This window comes from Nocardioides sp. cx-173 (genome assembly GCF_021117365.1).
GTDB lineage: Bacteria > Actinomycetota > Actinomycetes > Propionibacteriales > Nocardioidaceae > Nocardioides.
This window is the reverse complement of the sequence record NZ_CP088262.1, coordinates 472,193-496,605: the sequence shown is the minus strand read 5'-3', so window position 1 is coordinate 496,605 and position 24,413 is coordinate 472,193. Positions and strand designations below refer to the sequence as shown.

25 protein-coding genes are annotated in these 24,413 nt (G+C 72.3%); 3 read left to right on the top strand and 22 right to left on the bottom strand.

From position 1 onward, the window contains the following. Positions 1 to 282 precede the first annotated feature (282 nt). Entirely contained in the window at positions 283 to 1,146 is an 864-nt protein-coding gene (locus LQ940_RS02280) for a hypothetical protein (protein ID WP_231240793.1), read from the bottom strand. Positions 1,147 to 1,201: 55 nt separating this feature from the next. Between LQ940_RS02280 and LQ940_RS02275 the strand changes: the two genes are divergently transcribed. Continuing rightward, a complete protein-coding gene (locus tag LQ940_RS02275) occupies positions 1,202 to 2,074 on the top strand; it encodes an A/G-specific adenine glycosylase (protein ID WP_374229422.1) in 873 nt (290 codons plus the stop codon). Here LQ940_RS02275 and LQ940_RS02270 read toward each other — a convergent pair. From LQ940_RS02270 to LQ940_RS02215, 12 genes are all read right to left on the bottom strand, one after another. Then, the gene (locus LQ940_RS02270) at positions 2,059 to 3,114 is read right to left on the bottom strand and encodes a glycosyltransferase family 2 protein (protein ID WP_231240795.1); all 1,056 of its coding nucleotides are present in this window, start codon (positions 3,112 to 3,114) and stop codon (positions 2,059 to 2,061) included. The genes LQ940_RS02275 and LQ940_RS02270 overlap by 16 nt on opposite strands. A gap of 69 nt (positions 3,115 to 3,183) precedes the next feature. Next, positions 3,184 to 4,239, bottom strand: coding sequence for a glycosyltransferase family 2 protein (locus LQ940_RS02265; protein ID WP_231240796.1), 1,056 nt, complete (start codon positions 4,237 to 4,239; stop codon positions 3,184 to 3,186). A 79-nt stretch (positions 4,240 to 4,318) separates the two neighbouring features. After that, complete coding sequence (locus tag LQ940_RS02260) at positions 4,319 to 6,886, bottom strand: ATP-dependent Clp protease ATP-binding subunit (RefSeq protein WP_231240797.1); 2,568 nt, start codon at positions 6,884 to 6,886, stop codon at positions 4,319 to 4,321. A gap of 237 nt (positions 6,887 to 7,123) precedes the next feature. Next, a complete protein-coding gene (locus tag LQ940_RS02255; protein WP_231240798.1) occupies positions 7,124 to 7,450 on the bottom strand; it encodes a histone-like nucleoid-structuring protein Lsr2 in 327 nt (108 codons plus the stop codon). Between the two features lie 75 nt (positions 7,451 to 7,525). Further along, positions 7,526 to 8,299, bottom strand: coding sequence for a type III pantothenate kinase (locus tag LQ940_RS02250; RefSeq protein ID WP_231240799.1), 774 nt, complete (start codon positions 8,297 to 8,299; stop codon positions 7,526 to 7,528). Continuing rightward, complete coding sequence (gene nadC / locus LQ940_RS02245) at positions 8,296 to 9,192, bottom strand: carboxylating nicotinate-nucleotide diphosphorylase (RefSeq protein ID WP_231240800.1); 897 nt, start codon at positions 9,190 to 9,192, stop codon at positions 8,296 to 8,298. Before nadC ends, LQ940_RS02250 begins: the two co-directional genes overlap by 4 nt. Further along, entirely contained in the window at positions 9,189 to 10,868 is a 1,680-nt protein-coding gene (locus LQ940_RS02240; RefSeq protein ID WP_231240801.1) for an L-aspartate oxidase, read from the bottom strand. Before LQ940_RS02240 ends, nadC begins: the two co-directional genes overlap by 4 nt. 9 nt (positions 10,869 to 10,877) lie before the next feature. Beyond that, positions 10,878 to 11,297, bottom strand: a complete 420-nt coding sequence (gene panD / locus LQ940_RS02235; protein WP_231240802.1) for an aspartate 1-decarboxylase — start codon at positions 11,295 to 11,297, stop codon at positions 10,878 to 10,880. Beyond that, positions 11,282 to 12,193, bottom strand: a complete 912-nt coding sequence (gene panC / locus LQ940_RS02230) for a pantoate--beta-alanine ligase (protein WP_231240803.1) — start codon at positions 12,191 to 12,193, stop codon at positions 11,282 to 11,284. The genes panD and panC overlap by 16 nt, the downstream gene beginning before the upstream one ends. An 8-nt stretch (positions 12,194 to 12,201) precedes the next feature. Further along, complete coding sequence (locus tag LQ940_RS02225) at positions 12,202 to 13,116, bottom strand: Rossmann-like and DUF2520 domain-containing protein (protein ID WP_231240804.1); 915 nt, start codon at positions 13,114 to 13,116, stop codon at positions 12,202 to 12,204. Between the two features lie 285 nt (positions 13,117 to 13,401). After that, positions 13,402 to 14,343 carry a glycosyltransferase family 2 protein gene (locus tag LQ940_RS02220; protein WP_231240805.1) on the bottom strand — a complete coding sequence of 314 codons (942 nt, stop codon included), beginning with the start codon at positions 14,341 to 14,343 and terminating at the stop codon, positions 13,402 to 13,404. Continuing rightward, positions 14,340 to 15,428: a sulfotransferase family protein gene (locus LQ940_RS02215; RefSeq protein WP_231240806.1), complete on the bottom strand. Its 1,089-nt coding sequence runs from the start codon at positions 15,426 to 15,428 to the stop codon at positions 14,340 to 14,342. Before LQ940_RS02215 ends, LQ940_RS02220 begins: the two co-directional genes overlap by 4 nt. Before the next feature lie 51 nt (positions 15,429 to 15,479). Here LQ940_RS02215 and LQ940_RS02210 point away from each other — a divergent pair, with 51 nt between their 5' ends. After that, on the top strand, positions 15,480 to 16,589 hold the full coding sequence (locus tag LQ940_RS02210) for a glycosyltransferase family 2 protein (protein WP_231240807.1): 1,110 nt from the start codon (positions 15,480 to 15,482) through the stop codon (positions 16,587 to 16,589). Positions 16,590 to 16,669: 80 nt separating this feature from the next. Here LQ940_RS02210 and LQ940_RS02205 read toward each other — a convergent pair whose 3' ends face one another. The 3 genes from LQ940_RS02205 to LQ940_RS02195 form a co-directional block, all read right to left on the bottom strand. Beyond that, positions 16,670 to 17,620 carry a glycine betaine ABC transporter substrate-binding protein gene (locus LQ940_RS02205; protein ID WP_231240808.1) on the bottom strand — a complete coding sequence of 317 codons (951 nt, stop codon included), beginning with the start codon at positions 17,618 to 17,620 and terminating at the stop codon, positions 16,670 to 16,672. Positions 17,621 to 17,685: 65 nt separating this feature from the next. After that, the gene (locus tag LQ940_RS02200) at positions 17,686 to 18,471 is read right to left on the bottom strand and encodes an ABC transporter permease (RefSeq protein ID WP_231240809.1); all 786 of its coding nucleotides are present in this window, start codon (positions 18,469 to 18,471) and stop codon (positions 17,686 to 17,688) included. Beyond that, positions 18,468 to 19,199, bottom strand: a complete 732-nt coding sequence (locus LQ940_RS02195) for an ABC transporter permease (protein WP_231240810.1) — start codon at positions 19,197 to 19,199, stop codon at positions 18,468 to 18,470. Before LQ940_RS02195 ends, LQ940_RS02200 begins: the two co-directional genes overlap by 4 nt. Positions 19,200 to 19,202: 3 nt before the next feature. On the opposite strand from LQ940_RS02195, the gene LQ940_RS02190 reads away from it, so the two are divergent. Next, a complete protein-coding gene (locus tag LQ940_RS02190; protein WP_269214179.1) occupies positions 19,203 to 20,210 on the top strand; it encodes an ABC transporter ATP-binding protein in 1,008 nt (335 codons plus the stop codon). An 88-nt stretch (positions 20,211 to 20,298) separates the two neighbouring features. On the opposite strand, the gene LQ940_RS02185 is transcribed toward LQ940_RS02190, so the two are convergent. The 6 genes from LQ940_RS02185 to folP form a co-directional block, all read right to left on the bottom strand. Beyond that, on the bottom strand, positions 20,299 to 21,390 hold the full coding sequence (locus LQ940_RS02185) for a GNAT family N-acetyltransferase (RefSeq protein ID WP_231240811.1): 1,092 nt from the start codon (positions 21,388 to 21,390) through the stop codon (positions 20,299 to 20,301). Between the two features lie 45 nt (positions 21,391 to 21,435). Beyond that, the gene (locus LQ940_RS02180; RefSeq protein ID WP_231240812.1) at positions 21,436 to 22,017 is read right to left on the bottom strand and encodes a hypothetical protein; all 582 of its coding nucleotides are present in this window, start codon (positions 22,015 to 22,017) and stop codon (positions 21,436 to 21,438) included. A gap of 114 nt (positions 22,018 to 22,131) precedes the next feature. Continuing rightward, positions 22,132 to 22,620 (bottom strand): DUF3180 domain-containing protein, encoded by a 489-nt coding sequence (locus tag LQ940_RS02175; protein ID WP_231240813.1) that lies wholly within the window; start codon positions 22,618 to 22,620, stop codon positions 22,132 to 22,134. Then, complete coding sequence (gene folK, locus LQ940_RS02170) at positions 22,617 to 23,186, bottom strand: 2-amino-4-hydroxy-6-hydroxymethyldihydropteridine diphosphokinase (RefSeq protein ID WP_231240814.1); 570 nt, start codon at positions 23,184 to 23,186, stop codon at positions 22,617 to 22,619. The genes LQ940_RS02175 and folK overlap by 4 nt, the downstream gene beginning before the upstream one ends. Then, positions 23,183 to 23,554, bottom strand: coding sequence for a dihydroneopterin aldolase (gene folB / locus LQ940_RS02165; protein WP_231240815.1), 372 nt, complete (start codon positions 23,552 to 23,554; stop codon positions 23,183 to 23,185). The genes folK and folB overlap by 4 nt, the downstream gene beginning before the upstream one ends. Then, positions 23,551 to 24,375: a dihydropteroate synthase gene (gene folP, locus LQ940_RS02160; RefSeq protein ID WP_231241125.1), complete on the bottom strand. Its 825-nt coding sequence runs from the start codon at positions 24,373 to 24,375 to the stop codon at positions 23,551 to 23,553. Before folP ends, folB begins: the two co-directional genes overlap by 4 nt. Between the last annotated feature and the right edge of the window lie 38 nt (positions 24,376 to 24,413).

The window sequence follows — 24,413 nt, the reverse complement described above, 5'->3', positions numbered from 1 at the left end:
CCGGTGAAACTCACGCCTCCCCGACGAAGCTTCATGCGGGATGCGCGAGTTTCGCCCGCCCCGTGTGACGGGGGAGCTGGTCTCGGGCATCAGCGCGCATCGTCACTCTCGTCGAGTCGACGATCCTCAAGTGCTACGTCTAGCGGATGAGTTTCACCGGGCACCCGGTGAAACTCACGCCTCCCCGACGAAGCTTCATGCGGAAAGCGCGAGTTTCGCCCACCCCGTGGGACGGGGACGAGATCGAGGCGACCGCGATCCCGGACCGACCGCGTCGGGCGCTCAGCTGATCCCGGACCCGTTCGGCTCGACCGCCCCGGACGGCTTTCCCGAGGGCTTCGCGTCGTCGTCCGGCTGGTTCGGCTTGCCGCCGCCCTGGCCACCACTGCCCTCGCCACCACCACCCTGGCCACCACCGCCGGGCCGGCCGCTGGGGGCGGCGGACGGGGTGATGACCTCGGGCACGGGTCGGGTCAGCTCGAACTGCACCTCGGTCGGCTCACCGCCGAGCGCAGCCGCCGCCACCTGGTAGAAGCCCGGCATCGCCCAGTCGGCCTGGCGCGAGCACTCCTTGTCGGAGCGGCGGGCGTCGTCCCAGATCACGGGGACGGTGGTGCCGACGTCGCGACGCACGACCAGGTCCGTGACGGGCAGCACCCGCGGGCACTGCGCGGAGGACCAGATCTTGTCGGAGCCGGAGCGGATGCGCAGGGTCAGGCTGCTGGAGGAGACCCGCCAGGTGCACGCCTCGTCGACCAGGGTGCGGAGGTCGAGCAGCACGACCACGTCGCGCCCGACCACGGCGTCGACCACGCTCGGCGTGACCTCGAGGTCGTCGGCGGCACACGGGCCGTCGGGCTCCGCGAGCGTCGGGGCAGCGCTGGTGGTCGGCTGGGTGGGGGTACGGCGCGGCTTGCGCGTCGCCGTCGACGACGGACTGGACGACGGGCTCAGGCTGGCGTCGGACGAGGTCGGCGCGGCCGCGGCCTGCTCGGCGGCTCCCCCGTCGTGCGACGAGCCGTCGCTCGATCCGCCGAGAAGGCGGGCCAGCGAGACGACGAGCACGGTCACGAGGCCGAGCAGGACGAGACGGCGGCGCCAGTAGACCGAGGCCGGGAGCGGACCACGAGTCAAGGGCGGGGGCATGACTGAACGCTAGTCACCAGACCGCCTTCGGACGTGGTGCCACACCGTGGGGACAATGGATGCGATGGACCTCCACGCCCCACTCCTGCAGTGGTACGACGAGCACGCCCGCGACCTGCCGTGGCGCGGCGCGGCGGCGACGCCGTGGTCGGTGATGGTCTCCGAGCTCATGCTCCAGCAGACCCCGGTCGCCCGGGTGCTCCCCGTCCACGAGCAGTGGCTGGAGCGATGGCCGACGCCGGCCGCGCTCGCCGCCGAGCCGACGGGCGAGGCGGTGCGGGCCTGGGGCCGGCTGGGCTACCCGCGCCGGGCGCTGCGGCTGCACGCCGCGGCGGTCATGATCGTGGAGCGGCACGGCGGTGTCGTACCCGACTCCTACGACGACCTGATCGCCCTGCCGGGGATCGGGGACTACACGGCCGCCGCGATCGCCACCTTCGCCTACGGACGCCGCCACGTCGTGCTCGACACGAACGTCCGCCGGGTGCTCGCGCGCGCGGTCGGCGGGGTCGAGCTCCCGGGGCCGTCGGTCACGCGCGCCGAGCGCGCGACGGCCGCCGAGATCCTGCCCGAGGACGAGCCGACCGCCGCCACCTGGTCGATCGCGCTGATGGAGCTGGGCGCCCTGGTCTGCACGGCCGCCGCTCCGCGTTGCGACGCCTGCCCGGTCGCCGACCACTGCGCCTGGCGCGCGGCCGGCCGGCCGGCGTACGACGGTCCGGTGCGCCGGGCGCAGACCTGGGCCGGGACCGACCGCCAGTGCCGCGGCCGGCTGCTGGCGGTGCTTCGCGACAGCGACGGCCCCGTGCACCAGAGCCGCCTGGACGCCGTCTGGGCCGACGAGGCGCAGCGCGCACGCTGTCTGGCCGGCCTGGTCGAGGACCGACTGGCGGTCCGGGCCGGAGCCGACGGCTACGCGCTGCCCTGACCGCCGTCACGCCGGACGGGCAGCCCTTGGGTGGCCCGCTCCAGCGCGCGGCGGTCCTCGCCCTTGTCGGAGGGGTGGAAGAGCACCTTGGGCTCCTGGCTCAGACGGGCCAACAGCGCATCGATGTGCTCCCGCCCTCCGTCGGGGAGCGGGGCGGGACGGTGCGTGCCGAGGCGGGGGTCGAGGTGCACCAGCAGCCCGAGCCCGCGCAGGGTCTCGAAGTCGTCCTCGGTGGTGCGCTCGAAGATCCGCATCAGGTACGGCGCGGCCTGCTCCTCGGCGAGCCCCTTGGACACGAGGGCGCGCAGGGCTCGTGCCGTGGGCTGGCGCGCGGCGCGCAGACCGGCGTCGGGACCGGCCTGGAGCATCGCGGTCCACTTGCGGACGAACTCCTCGCCGCTGAACGACTCGTAGTGCAGCAGCCTGAGCGCGTCATGGCGATAGGAGTCGAGCAGGTTCTGGTGGGCGTCGACGATGTCGTGCAGCGCGAGCCACCGGTCGAGGCGGGGGCGCATCCCGGACTTGCCGTTGATGTGCCCGTGGAAGTACGCGCGGTTGTGCGGGCGGGCGATGACCCCCAGCGTGCACAGCATCAGGAGCTCGTTCTTGCCGAGCTTGCGCTTGAACCAGGTCGGCTCGCCCTCCCAGTGCTGGCGGCTGACGGCCTCGAGCGGGCTGAGCCGGACCGCCTCGACGTCGGCTGGCACGGCCGCGAGGACCTCGCGGTCGAGCTGGACGATCTCGTCGCCGTCGATGTGGAAGAGCCACTCGGCCTCCGGGAGGGTGCTCAGCACCAGCCGCACCACGTTGGCGTTGATCCGCTGCCGGCCGTTGAGCTTGGCGGGGCGTCCCCCGAGCCACCAGCTCCTGTCGGTGCGGACGCAGGTGACGTGCGGGTGGGCCTCCAGGAAGGCGCGCACCGGAGGGTCGGCCGCGTCGAGGAACACGACCAGGTGGTCCGCCCCACCGGCGAGGTTGCCGGCCACGAAGCGCTGCACGTTGGCCAGGGTGTCCCTCACCGTGCTGACCGTGAAGATCATGAACGAGCCTAACCCCGCTCCCGGTCCCCAGGCCGCCTCGTTGACCGGCCTCCTCGAGATCGGGCGGCGTCAGGACCGGCGCAGGAAGCCGCGCACGCCCTTCGGCGCACCCTGGGCGCGCTTGAGCGCCTCACGGTCGGCGCCGGGCGAGCGGTAGGGGTGGAAGATCCCCTTGGGCTCCTCCCGCAGCCGGTCCAGCAGCCCGTCGAGATGCTCGCGCGCGTCGTCGCCCAGCGCCTGCGGCCGGTGGGTGCCCTGGCGGGGGTCGACCTCCACCAGCAGTCCGAGGTCGCGCAGGGTGTCGAAGTCGTCCTCGGTGGTGCGCTCGAAGATCCGCATCAGGTACGGCGCCGCCTGCTCCTCGCTGAGGCCCAGCGACACCAGCGTGCGCAGCGCCACCGCTGTGGGCTCGCGCCCGGACCGCAGGCCGAACGTGGGACCGGCGTCGAGCATCGAGGTCCACTTGCGCACGAAGTCCTCACCGCTGAACGACTCGTAGTGCAGCACCGTCAGCGCGTCGTGGGTGTACGGCTCGACCCGGCTCTTGTCGGCCAGGACGACGTGGTGCAGCGTCAGCCACCGGTCCAGCCGGGGACGCAGGCCGCTCTTGCCCTCGAGGTGGCCGTGGAACAGCGCGCCGTTGTGCGGGCGCTTGATCGCCCCCAGCACGTGCAGGAGGGTCAGGTCGTCCTTGCCCAGCATCTTCTTGAACCAGGTCGGGTCCTGGTCCCAGTGCTTGCGGCTCACCGCCTCCAGCGGAGCGAGCTTGACCACCTCCGTGTCGGCCGGCACGGCGGCCAGGACGTCGCGGTCGATCTGCACGATCTCGTCGCCGTCGACGTGGAAGAGCCACTCGGCCTCAGGGAGCGTGCTGAGCAGCGCCTTCACCAGGTTGGCGTTGATCCGCTGCCGGACGTTGAGCTCGGCCGGGCGCTCGCCCAGCCACCAGCTCTTGTCGGTGCGGACGCAGGTGACGTGCTGGTGCGAGTCCAGGAACGCCCGCACCTCCGGGGCGGGGCCGTCGAGGAACACGAACAGGTGGTCGGCGCCGCCCGCGAGGTTGCCCGCCACGAACCGCTGCACGTTGGCCAAGGTGTCCTTGACCGTGGTGACGGTGAAGATCATGCCGGGAGCCTAGCCACTGGGCCCGGACGCAACAGGAGCCCCACCGGCGGACCGGTGGGGCTCCCGTTCGTGCTGCTGGCTACGCCTCGTTCTCGCGCGGCACGTCGATCGGGCCCTCGGAGTCGTCGGGCCCCTCGGCCAGGCCGACCTCGGCGGTCTCGAACGGCGGCAGGTCGGGCAGCGCCCCGACCTTCTGACCCTCGAAGGTGAAGGTCGCGCTCGCCCCCTCGCCCTCCACGTCGACCAGGACGATCTGGCCCGGGCCGACCTCGCCGAAGAGCATCTTCTCGGCCAGGGTGTCCTCGATCTCGCGCTGGATCGTGCGCCGCAGCGGACGCGCGCCCAGCACCGGGTCGAAGCCCCGCTCGGCCAGCAGGTCCTTGGCGGCCTGCGTGAGCTCCAGGCTCATGTCGCGGTCGCGCAGCCGCAGCTCGACGGCGGCGACCATGTTGTCGACCATGGAGACGATCTGCGGACGCGACAGCGGCGGGAAGACGACGATCTCGTCGACACGGTTGAGGAACTCGGGCCGGAAGTGCTGCTTGAGCTCGTCGGCGACCTTGGCCTTCATCCGCTCGTAGGAGCCCGCCGCGTCACCCGACTGCTGGAAGCCCAGGTTGACGGACTTGTTGATGTCGCGGGTGCCGAGGTTGGTCGTCATGATGATGACGGTGTTCTTGAAGTCGACGACCCGGCCCTGCGAGTCGGTCAGGCGACCTTCCTCGAGGATCTGCAGCAGGCTGTTGAAGATGTCCGGGTGCGCCTTCTCGACCTCGTCGAAGAGGACGACGGAGAACGGCTTGCGGCGCACCTTCTCGGTGAGCTGCCCGCCCTCCTCGTAGCCGACATAGCCCGGAGGCGAGCCGAACAGCCGCGAGACGGTGTGCTTCTCGCTGAACTCGCTCATGTCGAGCTGGATCAGCGCGTCCTCGTCGCCGAAGAGGAACTCCGCGAGCGTCTTGGACAGCCACGTCTTACCGACACCGGACGGACCGGCGAAGATGAACGACCCACCGGGGCGCTTGGGGTCCTTCAGTCCGGCGCGGGTACGGCGGATGGCCCGCGACAGCGCCCGGACGGCCTCCTCCTGGCCGATGACCCGCTTGTGGAGCTCGTCCTCCATCTTGAGCAGGCGCGTGGACTCCTCCTCGGAGAGCTTGACGATCGGGATCCCGGTCGCGACGGCCAGCACCTCGGCGATCAGCTCCTCGTCGACCTCGGCGACCTCGTCCATGTCGCCGGCGCGCCACTGCTTCTCGCGCTCGGCCTTCTTCTGGATGAGCTGCTTCTCCTCGTCGCGCAGCCGCGCGGCCGCCTCGAAGTCCTGACCGTCGATGGCGCCCTCCTTGCGCTGGCGCACCTCGGCGATCTTGTCGTCGTACTCGCGCAGGTCGGCGGGGGCCGTCATGCGACGGATCCGCAGCCGGGAGCCGGCCTCGTCGATGAGGTCGATCGCCTTGTCCGGAAGGAAGCGGTCGGAGATGTAGCGGTCGGCCAGCGTCGCCGCCGAGACCAGCGCCTCGTCGGTGATCGTCACGCGGTGGTGCGCCTCGTAGCGGTCGCGCAGGCCCTTGAGCATCTCGATCGTGTGGGCGATGGAGGGCTCGGAGACCTGGATCGGCTGGAAGCGGCGCTCGAGCGCGGCGTCCTTCTCGAGGTACTTGCGGTACTCGTCGAGCGTGGTCGCGCCGATGGTCTGCAGCTCGCCGCGGGCCAGCATCGGCTTGAGGATGCTGGCCGCGTCGATCGCGCCCTCGGCCGCACCGGCGCCGACGAGGGTGTGGATCTCGTCGATGAACAGCACGATGTCGCCGCGGGTGCGGATCTCCTTGAGGACCTTCTTCAGGCGCTCCTCGAAGTCACCGCGGTAGCGGGAGCCGGCGACGAGCGCGCCGAGGTCCAGCGTGTAGATCTGCTTGTCCTTGAGCGTCTCGGGGACGCTGCCGCGCACGATGTCCTGCGCCAGGCCGGCCACGATCGTGGTCTTGCCGACGCCGGGCTCGCCGATGAGGACCGGGTTGTTCTTCGTGCGGCGCGAGAGGATCTGCATGACCCGCTCGATCTCCTGCTCGCGGCCGATGACCGGGTCCAGCTTGCCCTCGCGGGCGTCCTGGGTCAGGTTGCGGCCGAACTGGTCGAGCACCAGCGACGAGGAGGGCGCGTCCGCGCCGCTGCCCTGGGCGGCCGCCGAGGCGGTCGACTCCTTGCCCTGGAAGCCCGAGAGCAGCTGGATGACCTGCTGGCGGACCCGGTTGAGGTCGGCGCCCAGCTTCTGCAGCACCTGGGCGGCGACGCCCTCGCCCTCGCGGATCAGGCCGAGCAGGATGTGCTCGGTGCCGATGTAGGAGTGGCCGAGCTGCAGCGCCTCGCGCAGGGACAGCTCGAGGACCTTCTTGGCCCGCGGGGTGAAGGGGATGTGGCCACTGGGCGCCTGCTGGCCCTGGCCGATGATCTCCTCGACCTGGGCGCGCACCGCCTCCAGTGAGATGTCGAGGCTCTCGAGCGCCTTCGCGGCGACGCCTTCGCCCTCGTGGATGAGGCCGAGCAGGATGTGCTCGGTCCCGATGTAGTTGTGGGAGAGCATGCGGGCCTCTTCTTGGGCCAGCACGACCACCCGTCGGGCTCGGTCAGTAAACCGCTCGAACATGCGCATCGCTCCTGAAGATCAACGGGGCCGCCTCGTCCTGGGTCGGACGAAGGCGGAACATAGAGAACTAACCCCGCGGACAGCCTACGCGTTCCCGGTGAGCGCCCAACCGCGTCCGCCCACAGCGAACAGGCGCGGCCGCCGACCCGTCACCAACTGCACGCAAATGACGCTGACCCGTCACAAAGTTTGTGACGGGTCACCGTGCAGGCGCGGTACGCCGGCGCGGGGGTGGCCTCAGTTGGCGGCGTCGAAGGCGGAGCGGACGTCGGCGGGGATGCGCCCGCGGTCGGGGACGGTGTAGCCGTTGGAGCGGGCCCAGTCGCGGACCTCGCGGGCGCTGGGGCCGGTGGCGCTGGACTTCTTGGCGGCACGGCGGGCGCCGGCACTCCCCGACTTGCGGGCGTGGCCGACGTAGGGGCTCAGCGCATCACGCAGAGCGGCGGCGTTCTTGTCGTTCAGGTCGATCTCGTACGACGTGCCGTCGAGTCCGAACACCACGGTCTCGGTGGCCTCGGAGCCGTCGATGTCGTCGACGAGCACGATGTTGACCTTCTGCGCCATTGCAGACCTCTTCAGTGGGGGGATATACGGGCGTTCCATCTTGACATTACCTAGCGGGAAATAGGAATTTCTCGCTCAGGTATTCCTGTGGAACACTAATTCGAGACCCATCAGCGTGAGCCAGGGCGAATGATCGGTAAAGCAGCGACATTCCTCAATCACGAGCGGGGCGAGATATCCCGTGGCCACGACGCGCAATCGCTCGGCGTCGGCCCCGAGCTCGGCGCGCATGCGCTCGACGATCCCCTCGACCTGGCTGGCCACGCCGAAGACCATGCCCGACTGCAGCGCCTCGACCGTGTTCTTGGCGATGACCGAGCGCGGGCGCTGCAACTCCACCTTGCGCAGCTGAGCGCCACGGCGGCCGAGCGCCTCGAGCGAGATCTCGATGCCGGGCGCGATGGCGCCGCCGACGTACTGCCCGTGCGCGCTGACCACGTCGAATGTGGTCGCGGTCCCGCCGAAGTCGACCACGATGGCCGGTCCGCCATAAACCGTCGCCGCGGCCAGCGCATTGATTATCCGATCGGACCCGACTTCGCGCGGATTGTCCATCAGCACCGGGACTCCGGTGCGCACCCCCGGCTCCACCACCACATGCGGCACGCCCCCGAAGTGGCGCGGCAGCATGTCGCGCCATTCGTGCAGGACGGCCGGCACCGTCGAGCAGACCACGATGCCGTCGACCCGGGCCACTGCATCGCCGAGCAGCCCGCGCAGCATGACCGCCCACTCGTCGGAGGTGCGGTGCTCGTCGGTGGAGACCCGCCAGTCGGCGCTCACCCGGCCGTCGGCGATGAGCCCGAGGACGGTGTGGGCGTTGCCGATGTCGGCGGCGAGCAGGCTCATCGGTCCTGGAGGTCCATGCCCAGGTCGAAGACCTTCACCGAGTGGGTCAAGGCGCCGACCGAGATGAAGTCGACGCCGGTCTCGGCCACCTCGCGGGCCCGCTCCAGCGTGAGGCCGCCCGAGGCCTCCAGCGTGGCCCGGCCGTCGGTGATCCGGACCGCCTCGGCCATCGTCTCGGTGGACATGTTGTCGAGCAGGATCTCGGTGCAGCCGACCTCCAGCAGCTCGCGGAGCTGGTCGAGGTCGGTCACCTCCACCTCCACCCGCAGGCCCGGGTACGCCGCCTGCACGGCCCGGTAGGCCGGCACGACCCCGCCCGCGGCGATGACGTGGTTGTCCTTGACCATCGCCCGGTCGGTCAGGCTGAAGCGGTGGTTGACGCCGCCGCCGCACCGCACGGCGTACTTCTGCAGCGCCCGGTAGCCCGGCAGCGTCTTGCGGGTGTCGAGCACCCGCGCCCGGGTGCCCGCCAGCGCCGACACCCAGTGCGCGGTCGCGGTCGCGACGCCGGAGAGGTGGCTGGCGAAGTTGAGGGCCGTGCGCTCGGCGGTGAGCAGCCCCCGGGTGGGGCCGGCCACGCGCATCACGACGTCGCCCGCACTCACCCGGGTCCCGTCGGGGAGCCGGTCGGTGACCTCCACGTCGTCGCCCATCACGACCGCGAACACCAGGGCCGCGACCCCGAGCCCCGCCACGACGCCGTCCTCGCGGGCGGCGAAGACCGCCTCGGCACGCGCGTCGGGGCCGATGGTGGACTCCGAGGTGACGTCGACCGCGTCCCCCGGGAGGTCCTCCTGCAGTCCTAGGTGCACGAGGTCGAGCAGCTCCTGGTGGCCGAGATCGGCCGCCATCAGCTCCTCCACGAGCTCGTGGGGCGGGCGGTGGAACCTCATGCGAGACCTCCGTCGCTGGGTGGGGCGGAGCGGAACGTCGGGACCGAGGAGCCCGCCACGAAGACCGTGTCGAAGTGCCCCGCCCACCGGGCGTCGTCGCGCTCGGGGAAGTCCTCGCGCCAGTGCGACCCGCGGGTCTCCTCGCGCAGCATCGCGGCCGCGGCCATGGCGGCGCTGACGGTGAGCAGGTTGGTGGTCTCCCACGACTCCAGATCCACGGCCTCGGCCGGGGTCCCGGCGAGCTTGTCCAGCAGCGCCGTGGCGTCGGAGAGCCCCGAGACGGTCCTGAGCACGCCGACCTTGGAGGTCATGACCTCCTGCAGCTCCGCGCGTACGCCGCCGGGCACCAGTCCCTCGGGCCGCTGGTCGGCGACGGGGTCGGCCCACGGGCGCAGCTCGCCGGGCAGCACGGTGGCGATCCGGCGCGAGAACACCAGCCCCTCGAGCAGCGAGTTGGAGGCCAGCCGGTTGGCGCCGTGGACGCCCGAGCAGGCGACCTCGCCGGTCGCGTAGAGGCCGGGCACGCCGGAGCGGCCGTGCAGGTCGGTGCGCACGCCGCCCGAGGCGTAGTGGCAGGCGGGGGCCACGGGGATCAGCTCGGTGACCGGGTCGACGCCGTGGGCGCGCGCGGTGGCGAGGATGGTGGGGAAGCGGCGCTCCCAGAATGCCTCGCCCAGCCGGGTGGCGTCGAGCCACATGTGCGGCCGGCCGGACTCCAGCATCCGCTTCATGATCGCCTTGGCGACGACGTCGCGTGGCGCCAGGTCCCCGAGCGGGTGGACGCCCTCCATCAGGCGGTTGCCCTCGAAGTCGACGAGGAACGCGCCCTCGCCCCGCACCGCCTCGGAGATGAGGGGCTGCTGGCCGTGGGAGTCGGCGCCGAGATACATCACCGTCGGGTGGAACTGCACGAACTCCAGGTCCCGCAGCGCCGCACCCGCCCGCAGCGCGAGCGCCATGCCGTCGCCGGTGGCGACCGAGGGGTTCGTGGTCTGGCTGAAGACCTGGCCGAGCCCGCCGCTGGCGAGCACGACCGCCCGGCAGTGCACGGCGCCGACGCCGTCGCGCTGGCCCTCCCCCATCACGTGCAGCGTCACGCCGGCCACTCCGCCGTCCTCGGCGAGCAGCAGGTCGACGGCCAGCGCGTGCTGGACGACCTCGATCTCGGGGGCGGCAGCGATGGCCTGGATCAGCGCCCGCTGGATCTCGGCGCCGGTCGCGTCCCCGCCGGCGTGGGCGATCCGGTCGCGGTGGTGGCCGCCCTCGCGGGTGAGGGAGATCAGGCCGTCGGCGTCGTGGTCGAAGTTCGTGCCGAGCGCGATCAGCTCGCGGACCGCCTCGGGGCCCTCGTTGACCAGGATCCGTACGGCGTCCGCGTCGCAGGCTCCGGCGCCCGCGACGAGGGTGTCGACCTCGTGCTCCTCGGGGGTGTCGCCCTCCCCGAGCGCGGCGGCGATGCCGCCCTGCGCCCACTGCGTCGAGCCGGCGGCCAGCACGTCCTTGGTGACGACCAGGACCTTGTCCACGTGGTCCTTGAGCCGCAGCGCGGCGGTGAGCCCAGCGATGCCGGACCCGATCACGACGACGTCGGACCGCGTGGTCCAGCCCGGCTCGGGCGCGCGCAGGCGCGCGGGGACCCGGCTCACGGTCGGGTCGAACGAGCGCTCCGAAGGCATCCGCAGAATCTAGCCGGTCACCGTGGTGTCCCCGCGGACCAGCCCGGCACCCTGGAAGGTCTCGGCCGGGTCGAAGCCCGTGGCCAGGATCTGGTTGTCGGCGTCGACGAAGACCACGTGCGGCTTGAGCTCCTTGGCCTCGGCGGTGTCCATCTGGCCGTAGCCGATCAGGATCACCAGGTCGCCCGGGTGCACGAGCCGGGCCGCTGCGCCGTTGATGCCGATGACGCCGCTGCCCCGCTCGCCGGCGATCGTGTAGGTCTCGAGGCGGGCGCCGTTGGTGATGTCGACGATGTGGACGAGCTCGCCGGACAGCAGATCGGCGGCGTCGAGCAGGTCCTCGTCGACCGTGACCGAGCCGACGTAGTGCAGGTCGGCCTGGGTCACCGTGGCGCGGTGGATCTTGCTCTTCATCATGGTGCGCAGCATCGGCTGCTCCCTTCAGGCGTAGCGGGGCTGCCGACGGTCCCGATGACCAGGGGCATGTTGTCGATGAGGCGGGTGGCGCCCAGTCGGGCGGCGACCAGGATCCGGGCCTCGGTGCCGGGTGGCACCTCGTCGGGCAGGTCGCCGAGCTCCGGTGTCGTGAGCGCGAGGTAGTCGAGATCCACCGCCTTGGCGGTGCGCAGCTCGGCGCGGGCCGCGTCCAGCGCGGCCTTGACGCCGTACTGCGCCTCCGCACGAGCGGCCAGCAGCGCCCGGCTCAGCACGACCGCCTCCTGGCGCTGCTCGGGGTCGAGGTAGCGGTTGCGGCTGGAGAGCGCGAGCCCGTCGGGCTCCCGCTCGGTCTCGGCGCCGATCACGTCGACGCCGAGGCACAGGTCGGCGACCATGCGCCGTACGAGGGCGAGCTGCTGGTAGTCCTTCTGGCCGAAGACCGCGACGTCGGGCCGCACCAGGCCGAGCAGCTTGGCGACCACGATCAGCACGCCGCGGAAGTGGGTCGGGCGGATGCGGCCCTCCAGGATGCCGGCGAGCGGACCGGGGTCGATGGTGACCGTCGGCTCGCCGCCCGGGTAGACCTCCTCGACCGACGGCGCGAACACCACGTCGACCCCCTCGCGGCCGCAGACCTCGAGGTCCTGGTCCAGGGTGCGGGGGTAGCGGTCGAGGTCCTCGTCGGCCCCGAACTGCATCGGGTTGACGAAGATCGAGACGACCACCGGTCCGTCCGCGGCGTCGCGGGCGACCCGCATGAGGCTGGCGTGGCCGGCGTGCAGCGCGCCCATCGTGGGCACGAAGCCGACCCGGGCCCCGCGGGCGCGGGCCGGCGCCAGGAGCTCGGCGAGCTCCTGGCGCGTGGAGGCGAGAACGGGCCTGGTCATCGTGCCGCTCAGCGGGCGTCGCGCACGTAGACCGGCTGCGCTGCGCTCTCGGCCAGCGCCTCGTCGAGGAGCTGGTTGATCTTGAGCGCCCGGATCGGCACCAGCCGCCCGTCCGTGACGGCGCGGCCGAGCGTGGCGCGGCCCAGGGCGACGTACGACGCCATCGTCTGCGGCGCCTTGAGCGCGATCTCCTGGAGGTGGGCTGCCACGGTGTTGGCGTCGCCGCGCACGATCGGCCCGGTCAACGCAGCGTCACCCTGGGCGAGCGCGTTGTCGAGCGCGGCCGAGAGCAGCGGACGCAGGGTCGCGGCCGGGTCGTCGGCGCCGGCCGCGGTGAGCAGCTCCATCGCCTCGGTCACGAGGGTGACCAGGTGGTTGGCGCCGTGGGCCAGCGCGGCGTGGTAGAGCGTGCGGCTCTCCTCGGGCACCCACATGGGGCGTCCACCGAGGTCGGCGACCAGCGACTCCGCGAAGGCCCGCTCGTCCGCCCCGGCGGTCAGGCCGAACACGCAGCCGTCCAGGCGGTCGAGGTCGAGCTCGGTGCCGGTGAAGGTCATGGCCGGGTGCATCGCGACCACGCGGGCGCCCACGGCGGCGGCCGGCGCCAGCACCTCGAGGCCGTGGCGGCCCGACGTGTGCACGACGTACTGACCCTCGCGGAGGGCCCCGCTCGCGCTCAGCATGGACACGACGTTGGGCAGCATGTCGTCGGGGACCGTGAGCAGCAGCAGGTCGCTCACGCGGGCGACGCTGCTGGGCTTCTCGGTCGGCACGCCCGGGAGGAGTGCGGCGATGCGCTGGTGCGAGGCGTCGGACTCGCCGGCGGCGGCCACGATCTCGTGACCCGCGGAGCGGAGCCGGGAGGCGAGTACGGCGCCGACGCGACCCGCGCCGACGACACCCACCCGAAGGTGCTGCGTCATGTTCGAACCTTTCGTTCCAGTCCCTCCGACCACCCGCTCGCGCGGGCCGGTGTGGGTACCGGACGTGTGCTCGTCTGGTGTCTGCTACCTAGGCAACACCGAAGGTACGCGGTTGTTTCCCGTCTGTGAACGGGGAGTGACGTGACCTAGCCGACACGGTGCGTGGCGTTGGGCGCCCGCGGGAGATTCACCGGGTGCCCGGTGAAACTCATGCCTCCCCGACGAAGTTTCGTACAGGAGGCGCGAGATTCACCGGGTGCCCGGTGAATCTTGGGGCCGATGAGGTCAGCGCCGGGCGGCGTCGTCGGAGGTGACGACCGAGCCGACGTCGAGGGGGCGGGGGGCTCGGGGGAGCCAGTCGCGGGTGACGTGGTCGACGATGTGGACGCCGTCGGGGGCGTGGATCTCGTGCACGCCAGGCAGGACGGTGCCCTCGCGGAGGGCGTTGAAGACCGCCCACTCGCGGCGCTTGCGCTTGTTGCGGAAGCTGGTGGCGAACGACGCCGGGTCGGTCCAGTGGGCGAACTCGTCTCCGTCGAGGTACTTCAGCTCCACGCACAGGCCGTGCGGCAGGCCGATCGAGCGCACCCGCTCGGGCGTCGTCCGGACCTCCCACTCGAAGGCCTTGGTGAACACGAAGTCGGGCCCCATCGGGTAGCCCCACTCCTCGGCGTTGCGCAGCCCCAGGTCGAGGTAGCCGCGCCGGTCGCCGTCGAGGTAGAGGCCGTGGCGCGGCACCCGGATGATCGACTGCACGTCGCCGACCTGCCACGCCAGGTCGGCGATGGAGGTCTCGCCCTCGGTGGTGAGGACCATGTCGCCGTCCCACTTCCACGAGTAGCGGGTCTGCACCTGCGCGAAGCACCAGTTGTAGAAGTAGGCCAGGGAGTGCACCGACCGCTCGTGCTGCGCGAGGTGCTCCGCGCCGGCGCGCGCGACCGTGAAGGGGTACGACGTCAAGGTGAGCCTGTCGGCGCGCCCGGACCGGTCCGCGGTCTCGCGCACGACGTCGGGCGTGCCGTCCGTCGAGCCGTTGTCGACCACCAGCACGTGGTCCATGGCGCGCAGCAGCGGCGGCAGCACGAACGGCAGCGACGGCGCCTCGTCCTTCACGCGCAGCACCGCGGTGCTCCCGGCGCGCAGGCCACCGGGGCGGGTCCAGGGCCAGGTGATGTCGAACTCCGTGTGGCCCTCGAGGTTCTGCAGGCCGGTGCCGGTCGCCTTCATCGGGCGCGGCCGGCGGCCTTGCGCAGCCCGCGGCGCACCGACGGCGGGATGGCGGCGCGCAGGCCGTGCGGGATCCGGTCGGCGACGCGGGTCGGCTCGCCCGCGGCCTCCGGCCCCGGAACCTGGGGCCGCTTGAGCTGGGCGCGGGTCGCCTGCTCGGCGGCGACCACCGAGGAGCGCGAGATTGCCTCCGCCTCGGCGTACAGGTCGACGTAGGCCTCGCGCAGCTGGTCGAGCGTGGCGTGCACGTCGGCGGTGTCGCCGTCGGGCTCGGCCAGCTTGTTGAGCTCGGTCCAGGTCTCCTCGGTCAGCTCGTGCAGCTTGGGCGGCAGGTTGAGGTCGGCCAGGCTCTGGCCCATCCGACGCAGCGAGGGGTCGACGAAGCGGTGGCCGTCGCGGATCTGCTCGCTGTTGGCGTGCAGGACGCCCTGCAGCTGCAGCCGCTCCCCCACCCACATCGTCGTCTTCGTCCAGTCGTCGAGCAGATCGGCGTAGCGCACGAAGACCCGCCCGCCGTCGGCCACGGACTCCCGGGTGGCGCGCTCGGTGTGCAGCAGCATGTTGAGCCAGGACGCCGCGAGGTGAGCGGAGCCCAGCCGGTTGGCGTAGTACTTCTGCTTGCTCCCGACCACCTCCGCCGGCGGGCGCAGCATGGTCGCGAAGACCGGCGTCGCGTCGTTGCGGATGGCCGCGACGCGCCACAGCGAGAGGAACCAGCTCAGCCGCGGGTCCTTGACGACCAGCTCACGGCTCACCTCGAACTGCTCGCCCAGCCATTGGGCGGTCTTGATCCGCTCCGGCTCGCGGGTCGAGATCCGCCCCGTCTCGAACCAGGCCTCCGGGCGGGCGTCACTCACCTGCACCAGCGCCGCCTTCAGCAGCCGGTCGTGGTGGTCGACGACCCACCGCGGCTCGCCGAAGCCCTTGGGGTTGGTCTCGTCGGCGTCCACCTCGGGCTGCGGCACGTGCAGACCGAGGATCGACATCAGCCCGGCCATCGTGCTGGTGCCGCTGCGGCCGGCGCCGGCCACGAAGAGGACCTTGCGGGGGTAGTCCTCGGGGGTCACGTCAATGGGGTCGCTCACGAGCGACGAGCCTAGCTGTCGATACCGTGCGGGCATGAAGTACGGGCGGCCATGAGGTTCGGGCGCCGGCCACGGCCGCGCGTGGGCGTCGTCGTCCCGGTCTACGACGTCGAGGAGTACGTCGACGCGTGCCTGGAGAGCCTGCTTGCGCAGGAGGGGGTCGACGTCGAGGTCGTCGTGGTCGACGACGGCTCCACCGACGGCTCGGCCGCCCGGGTGCAGCGCTTCGTCGACGCCGAGCACCCGGTGCGGCTGGTGCGCACCGCCAACCACGGCCTGGGCGCCGCCCGCAACGAGGGTGCCCGGCACGTCACGGCCGACCTGCTGGCGTTCGCCGACTCCGACGACGTGGTGCCGCCGGCGGCGTACGCGACGATGGCGCGCGAGCTGCGGCGCAGCGGGTCGGACTTCGTCACCGGCTCGGTCGAGCGGTGGGAGGGCGAGCAGCGGTGGGAGCCGCCGTGGATGCGGCGCATGCACCGCCAGCGGATGGCGATCGCCATCGACAGTGAGCCCGAGATCCTGGGCGACGTCTTCGCGTGGAACAAGCTGTTCCGGCGGTCCTTCTGGGAGGGCAGCGGCCTGCGCTGGCCGGAAGGCGTCCGCTACGAGGACCAGCCCACCACGACCGACGCCTACCTCCGTGCGCGGCGCTTCGCGATCATCCCGGACGTCGTCTACCACTGGCGGGTCCGGACCGAGGGCACCTCGATCACCCAACAGCGCTCCTCGCTGCAGGACCTCCAGGACCGCTGGACCACCAAGCGGATGGCCCTGGCCAGCGTGGAGGCGTACGGCTCGACGAAGGTCACGAAGGTCTTCCGGGACCGGGTGCTCCCCGGCGACCTGCACCGCTACTTCGTCGAGATCCCGGGCTGCGACGACGCGTGGTGGGAGCTCCTGGTCAGCGGCGTGCGCGAGCTGTGGGCGGGGCGCTCACTCACCCACTCCGGGCTGCCGCCGGTGCACCGGCTGACCGGCTGGCTGGTCGAGCAGGGCCGCCGCGAGGACGCCACCGCCGTGATGGAGTACGCCGCCGGGCTGGCCGGCGAGCGCATCCCGCGGATCACCGACGACCGCGGGACGCGGATCGACCTGCCGGTCATCGACCCCCGCACCGTCGACCGCGCCGCCCTGGACGTCCGCGACACCGAGCTGTGAGCGCGACCGGGCCGGCCCCGGATCAGCAGCCGGCCCTCGGGTGATCTGGTGCCTGGTCGTGCCCGGACCCCGCCGCCGGGTCAGACCAGCCCGGCCTCCTTCAGGAACGACTCGGCGACGTCCGGGATCTGCTCGCGGTCCACGGTGACCCGGACCAGGAGCTCGCCGAGGGTCTCGTTGTCGAGGGCGGCCATGAGCTCGTTGAGGCGGTCGGCCGCATCCTCGTGGTCGGCGATGAACTCGCTGCTGACCAGGGGGATGAAGTTCTGGGCCGGCTGGATGCCCAAGTCGTCCTCGAGCAGCAGCAGCCCGCGGTCCCCCAGCGTCACGTCGAGCGTGCCCGTCTGCCCCAGGTCCGACTCGCCGTCGATCACCGAGTCGTAGGTCTGCTGAGAGGCGAATCCGGTGCCGAGGAACTTCGAGACGTCGATGCCGTAGACGTCCTCGAGACCGGCCTGGCAGTCGGCGCGCTCGGGGCAGTCCTTGTTGGCCGCCAGAGTGACCGACTCGCCCTCGAGGTCGGAGAGGGCGGTCGCGCCGCCGAGCTGCTCGGCGTAGTCCTGGGTGATGAAGTAGGCGTTCTGCGAGTTGGCCGGGGAGGGGTCGAGCAGCTCGAGCCCCCGGTCGGCGAGCAGCGGGGTCACGGCTTCGACGGTGGCCTCGGTGTCGTTGCTCGAGATGGGCTCCGCGTCGGCACCGTTGGCCTGGGTGTTGACCAGGTCGGCGATGCCGCTCAGGTAGTCGGAGGCGACGTCGACGTCGTCGGGCATCTGGTTGAGGTAGATGTCGCGCTGACCGACCAGCTGGGTCTCGACGTCGTAGCCGGCGTCGTCGAGCACCTGGGCGTACATCTCGGTCACGAGCGCGGCCTCGTCGAAGTCCTGGCTGGCGATCGTGACCTTCTCCCCACCGCCGCCGCCACCGCCGCCGTCGTCGGAGTCGAGGTCGTCGCCGGCACAGCCGGCCAGGACGAGGGACGCGGCGACGGCCGCCGCGGCCAGCAGACGGGAGGAGGTGAGTCGTCGGGTCATGATGGTGCACCTTCTGTGTCCCGCAGGCAGTCCCTGCGCGTGTCCGGTGACGGGGCTCGCCCTCGTCAGTGGCCCTGGCTGGCCGACGGGACCACAGTAGGCGCTGCCCCCGACAGCTCACCATCGACTTCGCGTGCGCGACGGCCGTCGCCGGGCCGCACCCAGCGCTCGACGAGCGCCGCCGTGAGCTCGAGGAGGAGCGCCATGACGGCCACGACCACGGCGCCCGCGATGCCCTTGCCGTAGTCCTCCGAGTCGAAGCCGTCCACGATGACCCGGCCGAGCCCCGGCCCGACCACGAGCGCCGCGATCGTGGCGGTCGCCCAGACCTGGACGAGGGCCAGGCGCAGCCCCGACACCACCAGGGGCAGCGCCAGCGGCAGCTCGACGCGCAGGAACAGCTGCCGGCCGGTCATGCCCATGCCGCGCGCGGCCTCGACGATCTCCTTCGGCACCTCTCGCATCGCGACATAGGCGTTCGTGACGATCGGGGGCAGCGCGAACAGCGCGAGCGCCACCAGGGTCGAGGCGCCGGCGCGGCCATACGGACCCAGCTCGCCGGCGCCCGGGAACCTACCGTCCGTCCAGCCCCACGGGTCGGCGACGACGAAGAGCGCGAGCAGCGCGAAGGTCGGGATGGCCCGACCGAAGTTGGTCACGTTGATGGCGAGGAAGCCGCCGCGACCCAGGTGGCCCAACGTGAGCGCGATCGGCAGGGCGACGGCGGTCGCCACCAGCATCGCGGTCAGGGTCAGGAGCAGCTGCTCGACCAGGAGCGCCAGCATTCCGTCGTACCCCCGCCAGCTGGCGGGGTCGAACAGGTAGGCCATGGCGTCGGCGAAGACGTTCACGTCCGCGTCCCTCTCGTCCACGGGGTGAGCAGGCGCTGGACGAGCACGAGCACCGCGTCGAGGACCAGCGCAAGGAGCACGCACAGCACCGATGCGGTCACCAGCTCGGCGCGGAAGTCCGCGTCCACGCCGTGTGCGATGAGCCGGCCCAGACCGCCGTAGGTGCGCTCGACCAGGCTGCCGACGGTGGTGAGCGCCACCGTCGAGACCGTGGCGACCCGCAGTCCGGCCACGATCACGGGCAGGGCCAGGGGGAGCTCGACCTTGAGCAGCAGCCTGCCGGGGCCGTAGCCGAGGCCCACCGCCGACTCCCGGACCTCGTCGGGGACCGAGCGCAGGCCGTCGAGGATGGCGCGGACCAGCACGGTGAGCGCGTAGAGCGCGAGCCCGAGGACGACGGTGGTGGCCGAGATCCCGGTGAACGGCAGGAAGAGCGGGAAGAGCGCCAGGGACGGGATCGTGTAGATCGCGGTCGCGCTGCCGAGCACCCAGGACTCCGCTCGCGGCAGCCGGCGGGCCAGCAGGGCGAGGGGGAAGGCGAGCAGGGTGGCGAGCACCAGCGCGGCGAGGGTGATCTGCACGTGCCAGACCAGGGCGTCGAGGATCTCCGAGCGGCGGTCCTCGACGTACTGCCAGCACAGCCACTCGTTGGCTTCCTGGGTGTTGGCGTAGCACGGCGGCTCGCGCCCGGACACCGCTGCGGTGACGAGCGCCGCGGGTAGGGTCACCGCATGGACGCTACCCGCTCGGCGGCCCCGGGCGACGACTCCTCACCGATGATCCGCCTGAGCGGCGTGGGCAAGACCTACGCGGACGGCACGGTGGCCGTGCACGAGCTCGATCTCGAGGTCGCCCGTGGCGAGCTGGTCTGCCTGGTGGGCCCGTCGGGGTGCGGCAAGTCCACGACCCTGAAGATGATCAACCGGCTGATCGAGCCCTCGACCGGGACGATCGAGATCGACGGACGCGACGTCACCCGCCAGGACCCCGTCGAGCTGCGCCGCGGCATCGGCTACGTCATCCAGCAGGTCGGGCTGTTCCCGCACCAGCGGATCACCGCCAACGTCATGACCGTGCCGCTGCTGTGCGGGGAGTCGAAGGCGACCGCCCGCGAGCGGGCGAACCACCTGCTGGAGCTGGTCGGGCTGGACCCGGCGACGTACGGCGAGCGCTACCCCCACCAGCTCTCGGGCGGGCAGCGTCAGCGGGTCGGGGTGGCACGTGCGCTGGCGGCGGACCCGCCGGTGCTGCTGATGGACGAGCCGTTCGGCGCCGTCGACCCGGTCGTGCGGGTGCGGCTGCAGGACGAGTTCCTGCGGCTGCAGCGCGAGCTGGGCAAGACCGTGGTCCTCGTCACCCACGACATCGACGAGGCCGTGCGGATGGGCGACCGGGTCGCGATCTTCGCGGCCGGCGGACGCCTGGCGCAGTACGCGACCCCCGTCGAGCTGCTCGGGCACCCCGCAGACGACTTCGTGGCCGACTTCGTGGGCGCCGAGCGGGGGCTGCGCCGGCTCTCGGTCACCCCGATCGACCGCGCGCACCTGGAGCCCCTCGACGGCGTCAACGCCGGCGAGCTCGGCGCGGCCATCGACCTGGACAGCACCCTGGAGGAGGCCCTCGCGCTCATGCTGCGAGACGACCGGCTCATGGTCGGGGTGCGCGACGGCGCGCAGTTCGTCGGCGTCCTCACCCCCAACGGCGTCCACCGCGCCCTCCGCGCGTCGCTCGCGCAGTAGCCGGGCAGCCGGCCGGTGGGGTAGTCCCTCACGAAATGTGCGACTAAGAGGTCTCTCATTCGCAATTTTGTGAGGGACTATCCCCACGTCATCCCTCGTCGGTGACCGGCACGTCGCGGTGCCAGGACTCGGTGACGTACTTGGTCTGCCAGCCCATGGAGACGTAGAGGCCGTCGGCGCCCGTCGAGGAGTCGGCGTCGACCTCGAGGGTGACGCGGTCGCGGCCGCGGGCGGCGGCGTCGGCGATGACCGTGTGCAGCAGGCCCTTGGCGACCCCGCGGCCGCGAGCCTCCTCCAGGACGCCGATGTAGGACACGTACGACCCGTCGGGACCGTTCGCCGACTCCGAGTGGGTGCCGATCAGCGCACCCACCGGCGTCACGCCGTCCCCGTCGTCGACCTCGGCCACCCACCAGTGGTCCCAGCGATGGCCGGGGTCCTCGCGGAGCCGGTGCACGAACTCGTCGAAGGTCTCCGCCCACGAGTTGAAGTGGTCGACGAACGCGCCCTCGAGGACGTCGTGCACCTCGCGCAGGTCGTCCTCGTCGGGCATGCCGTCGCGGCCCCGGCGGACCAGGCGGAAGCTGGCCCGGTCGGTCGCCCAGCGTTCGGGCGAGGGCACCAGCGTGGCCTCGTCCGGAGTCACCGGGCGGCTCATCTGCCACCAGGTGCGCACGCACCGGAATCCGGCCGCGGCGAGCCAGCGGTGCTGGCGGTCGTCGTCGGCGAACGCGCCCGTGTCGATCTGCTGGACCTCCAGCCCCCGGGCACGGCCCACGGCGCGGGCCTGCCCCACCGCCCACTCGACGAGGACGTCGGAGCAGGAGCGGCCCAGGCCCTCGGGCAGGTCCCGGGAGACGATGTGGAGGAAGAGCATCCGGCCGCCGGCGCGGTCGTGGACGCTGCCCCACGCCTGGACCTCGCCGGAGGCGTCGCGGACCACGACGTTCTCGCGGGTGCGCAGGCCGGACTCGGAGACCTCGACCAGCACGTCGTCCAGGCCGGACGCGGCCCAGCCCCGCCCGTGGCGCTCGTGGGCACGCAGCAGGTGGGTCAGCCGGGCCAGGGTGAACCGGTCGCCCGGGTCGGGGGTCTCGACGCGCCAGCCCACGGGCAGCCCGGGCCGCTGCGGCAGGAGCTCGTCGGGGTCACTCAGGAATCGGGACTCGTCGGTGCTCACGACCGACAATTCTCGCAGGACGCCTCCGGCGCCGCCGCGTGGGGCTCAGGCGTGCTTGCGGGTGAGCTGCGCGGCCCGCCACTCGGCGGTGACGACGTCGAGCTCCTGCTCCAGCTCGGCCACGCGGACGATCGCCTGGGCGGCGCGCTCCTCGGCGTCGTCGAGGCGCAGGCGCAGGGCGGACATGTCGCGCGCGGCGTCGTCGGCACGCCGCTGCTCGGCGGCCAGCTTCTGGTGCGCCTCCACGAGGCAGCCCTGGGCGTCCTCCAGGTCGCGCTCCAGCGTCTGGATGGTCCGCTCGTGGGCGGAGAGGCGCGCCGAGGTGGCCGCGACGTACGCCGCGTTCTCGGCGGTACGGGCGACGGTGATGTCGCGGTAGCCCTGGGCCTGGGCGGCGCGGTCGCGCGCCGCCTCCCGGCGGGAGTCGGCCAGCTCGGCATGGGTGATGCGGGCGGCCGCGGCACCCAGCGCCACGGCGAGGACGCCGGCGACCGTGAGCGCGGGCCACGAGCCACTGAGTGCGGCCCCGGCGACGGCCAGGGCGGCGACGGCGATCAGCGTGCAGGCGACGACCAGGCGGGTGGAGCGCTGGCGTCGGCGCACGGGCGTGCTGGACGGGGAAGGCATGTGTTGAGCGTAGGTCTCCCCCGGCGCCCCACAGCGGCGACGCGCCGCCACCATGGGACGGTTGTGACAGGTGGGACCCCCTCGCCCGCGGGTCGGCGCCCCCGTGCCGGCGGCTCAGGTGGGGTCGTCGTCGTCCACGCGCACGCGGCAGGCGCGCTCGAGCAACAGGGCGGTGACGACCATCGCGAGCCCGCCGACGGCGGCGACGGCCGAGCGCACGAGCCGCTGGTCGGCCAGCTCGGACTCCGAGCCGATCCAGCTCAGCGCGTAGCCGAGGTAGCCGCCTCCGGCCAGCGCTCCGACGTACGCGCACGCGCGCGCGAGCACCAGCCGGTTGACGGCCTGGTGCGCCTCGAGCCGCTCGCGGCGCACGTGCACCGAGCGCCAGGTGGCGTGAGCCGTGCCGCCGAGGATGGCCGCGACGAGGACCAGCGCGAGGGGCTGCGGCCAGGAGACCACGGGCGCGGTCCCGGACAGGCGCTCCGAGAGGGGGTGCAGCAGCCAGCCGAGCGCGAGGCCGACGACGGCCCAGGCGGCCACGGCCGCGGGTGGCGTCGGCCGCAACGAGCCCTGCGGCGCGTCGCCGCCGGGGTGCTGGGTCACCCCAGGTCGAGCGCGAGGTCCTCGCGCCGGGTGAGCCCGTCGGTCCCGAGGCCGTCGAGCAGGTCGGCGACCGGGCCGCGGTCGGGGAACACGGCGTCGGGCTCGACGTCGAGCCACGGCCGGAGCACGAACGGGCGCTCGGCCGCGCGCGGGTGCGGCAGGCGCAGGTGCTCGTCGTCGCTGCGACGATCGCCGACGACGATCAGGTCGACGTCGAGCGTGCGCGGCGCGTTGGGGACGTCGGTCCGCTCGCGGTCGAAGGCGTCCTCGATCGCGAGCGCGCGGTCCATGAGCCGGTGCGCGGCCAGCGTCGTGTCGACCAGGAGGACCGCGTTGAGGTAGGTGTCGGCACCTTCGGGCGAGTCGACGGGCGCGGTCTCGTAGACCGGCGAGACGGCGGTGACCCACACGTCGGGGGTGTCCGCGATCGCCTCGACAGCACCCTGCAGGCTGGCCAGCTTGTCGCCGAGGTTGGAGCCCAGAGCCAGCACCGCACGCCGGATCGGTCGCATCTCACCGGTCAGTGTGTCCGCGTCGATGATGTGCGGGTTGGGGGTCTCAGTCACGGGCGGCCCTCGCGTTTCCGGGTGATCGTGAGCGCCACGTCCTGGAACGTCGCGTCGATGGGGGCATCCGGCTTGTGAACGGTCACCCGAGCCCATTCAACACGAGCATCCAAGAGGCAGATGCCCGCTATCCGCTGGGCGAGCGTCTCGATCAGGTCGACCGGATCTTTCTCCACGGCGGCTTTCACCGAGGCGACGAGACTCCCGTAGTCCACGGTGTCTTGCAAGTCGTCGGAGGCTGCTGCAGCAGCCGTGTCGAGGCCCAGTGAGAGATCGATCACGAAGGTCTGGCCCTCGCGCCTCTCGAAGTCGAACACCCCGTGGTGGCCGTAGCACTCGATGCCGAGGACGGCGAGCTCGTCGGTCATGCGGACTCCTTCGGAGAGGTCGGGTGTGCCAGGCGCTCGAGCACCTTGAGCGCGTCGCGGCTGGACCGCACATCATGCACGCGCACCCCCCAGATCCCGCGCTGCGCGAGCAGCACGGTCAGGGCCACGTTGGCCGCCTCGCGCTGGTCCACCGGCCGCGGCTCGCCGGCCTCGTCGGCGAGCAGCCGGCCGAGGAACGACTTGCGACTGGCGCCCACGAGGAGGGGGAAGCCGAGGGCTGCGATCTGGTCGAGGCCCGCCAGCAGCTCCCAGTTGTGCGTCGCCCCCTTGGCGAAGCCGAGGCCCGGGTCGAGCACGACCTGCGCGTCGGAGACCCCGGCGGAGCGGATCGCGCGCACGCGCTCGGCGAGCTCCTCGCGCACCGCCGCGACCACCCCGCCCGGACCGTCGTACGACGCCAGGCGCTGCATGCGGTCGGCGTGACCCCGCCAGTGCATGGCGACGTACGTCGCACCGGTCTCGGCGACCACCTCGAGGATCTCCGGGTCGGCCAGACCACCCGACACGTCGTTGACGACCGTGGCGCCGGCCGCGATCGCCGCCCGCGCCACCTCGGCGCGCATCGTGTCGACCGACACCGTGGCGCCGTCACCGGCGAGGGCCTCGATCACCGGCACGACCCGGTCCAGCTCCTCGCTCACGAGCGGCCGCGTCGCCCCGGGCCGCGTCGACTCTCCCCCGATGTCGAGCAGGTCCGCGCCGTCGGCCAGGAGCCCGCGGCCGTGCGCGACCGCGCGGGGGGTGTCGGCGTACCGTCCGCCGTCGGAGAACGAGTCGGGCGTGACGTTCACGACGCCCATGAGGACGGTGCGTCCCGTCGGCAGCGTCTCGCTCACGC

What these genes read in the sequence shown, in the direction of transcription:
- LQ940_RS02280 (WP_231240793.1), bottom strand. Translation starts at nt 1,146, where the DNA reads ATGCCCCCGCCCTTGACTCGTGGTCCGCTCCCGGCCTCGGTCTACTGG.
- LQ940_RS02275 (WP_374229422.1), top strand. Translation starts at nt 1,202, where the DNA reads ATGGATGCGATGGACCTCCACGCCCCACTCCTGCAGTGGTACGACGAG.
- LQ940_RS02270 (WP_231240795.1), bottom strand. Translation starts at nt 3,114, where the DNA reads ATGATCTTCACGGTCAGCACGGTGAGGGACACCCTGGCCAACGTGCAG.
- LQ940_RS02265 (WP_231240796.1), bottom strand. Translation starts at nt 4,239, where the DNA reads ATGATCTTCACCGTCACCACGGTCAAGGACACCTTGGCCAACGTGCAG.
- LQ940_RS02260 (WP_231240797.1), bottom strand. Translation starts at nt 6,886, where the DNA reads ATGTTCGAGCGGTTTACTGACCGAGCCCGACGGGTGGTCGTGCTGGCC.
- LQ940_RS02255 (WP_231240798.1), bottom strand. Translation starts at nt 7,450, where the DNA reads ATGGCGCAGAAGGTCAACATCGTGCTCGTCGACGACATCGACGGCTCC.
- LQ940_RS02250 (WP_231240799.1), bottom strand. Translation starts at nt 8,299, where the DNA reads ATGAGCCTGCTCGCCGCCGACATCGGCAACGCCCACACCGTCCTCGGG.
- nadC (WP_231240800.1), bottom strand. Translation starts at nt 9,192, where the DNA reads ATGAGGTTCCACCGCCCGCCCCACGAGCTCGTGGAGGAGCTGATGGCG.
- LQ940_RS02240 (WP_231240801.1), bottom strand. Translation starts at nt 10,868, where the DNA reads ATGCCTTCGGAGCGCTCGTTCGACCCGACCGTGAGCCGGGTCCCCGCG.
- panD (WP_231240802.1), bottom strand. Translation starts at nt 11,297, where the DNA reads ATGCTGCGCACCATGATGAAGAGCAAGATCCACCGCGCCACGGTGACC.
- panC (WP_231240803.1), bottom strand. Translation starts at nt 12,193, where the DNA reads ATGACCAGGCCCGTTCTCGCCTCCACGCGCCAGGAGCTCGCCGAGCTC.
- LQ940_RS02225 (WP_231240804.1), bottom strand. Translation starts at nt 13,116, where the DNA reads ATGACGCAGCACCTTCGGGTGGGTGTCGTCGGCGCGGGTCGCGTCGGC.
- LQ940_RS02220 (WP_231240805.1), bottom strand. Translation starts at nt 14,343, where the DNA reads ATGAAGGCGACCGGCACCGGCCTGCAGAACCTCGAGGGCCACACGGAG.
- LQ940_RS02210 (WP_231240807.1), top strand. Translation starts at nt 15,480, where the DNA reads ATGAGGTTCGGGCGCCGGCCACGGCCGCGCGTGGGCGTCGTCGTCCCG.
- LQ940_RS02205 (WP_231240808.1), bottom strand. Translation starts at nt 17,620, where the DNA reads ATGACCCGACGACTCACCTCCTCCCGTCTGCTGGCCGCGGCGGCCGTC.
- LQ940_RS02190 (WP_269214179.1), top strand. Translation starts at nt 19,203, where the DNA reads ATGGACGCTACCCGCTCGGCGGCCCCGGGCGACGACTCCTCACCGATG.
- LQ940_RS02180 (WP_231240812.1), bottom strand. Translation starts at nt 22,017, where the DNA reads ATGCCTTCCCCGTCCAGCACGCCCGTGCGCCGACGCCAGCGCTCCACC.
- folB (WP_231240815.1), bottom strand. Translation starts at nt 23,554, where the DNA reads ATGACCGACGAGCTCGCCGTCCTCGGCATCGAGTGCTACGGCCACCAC.
- folP (WP_231241125.1), bottom strand. Translation starts at nt 24,375, where the DNA reads ATGGGCGTCGTGAACGTCACGCCCGACTCGTTCTCCGACGGCGGACGG.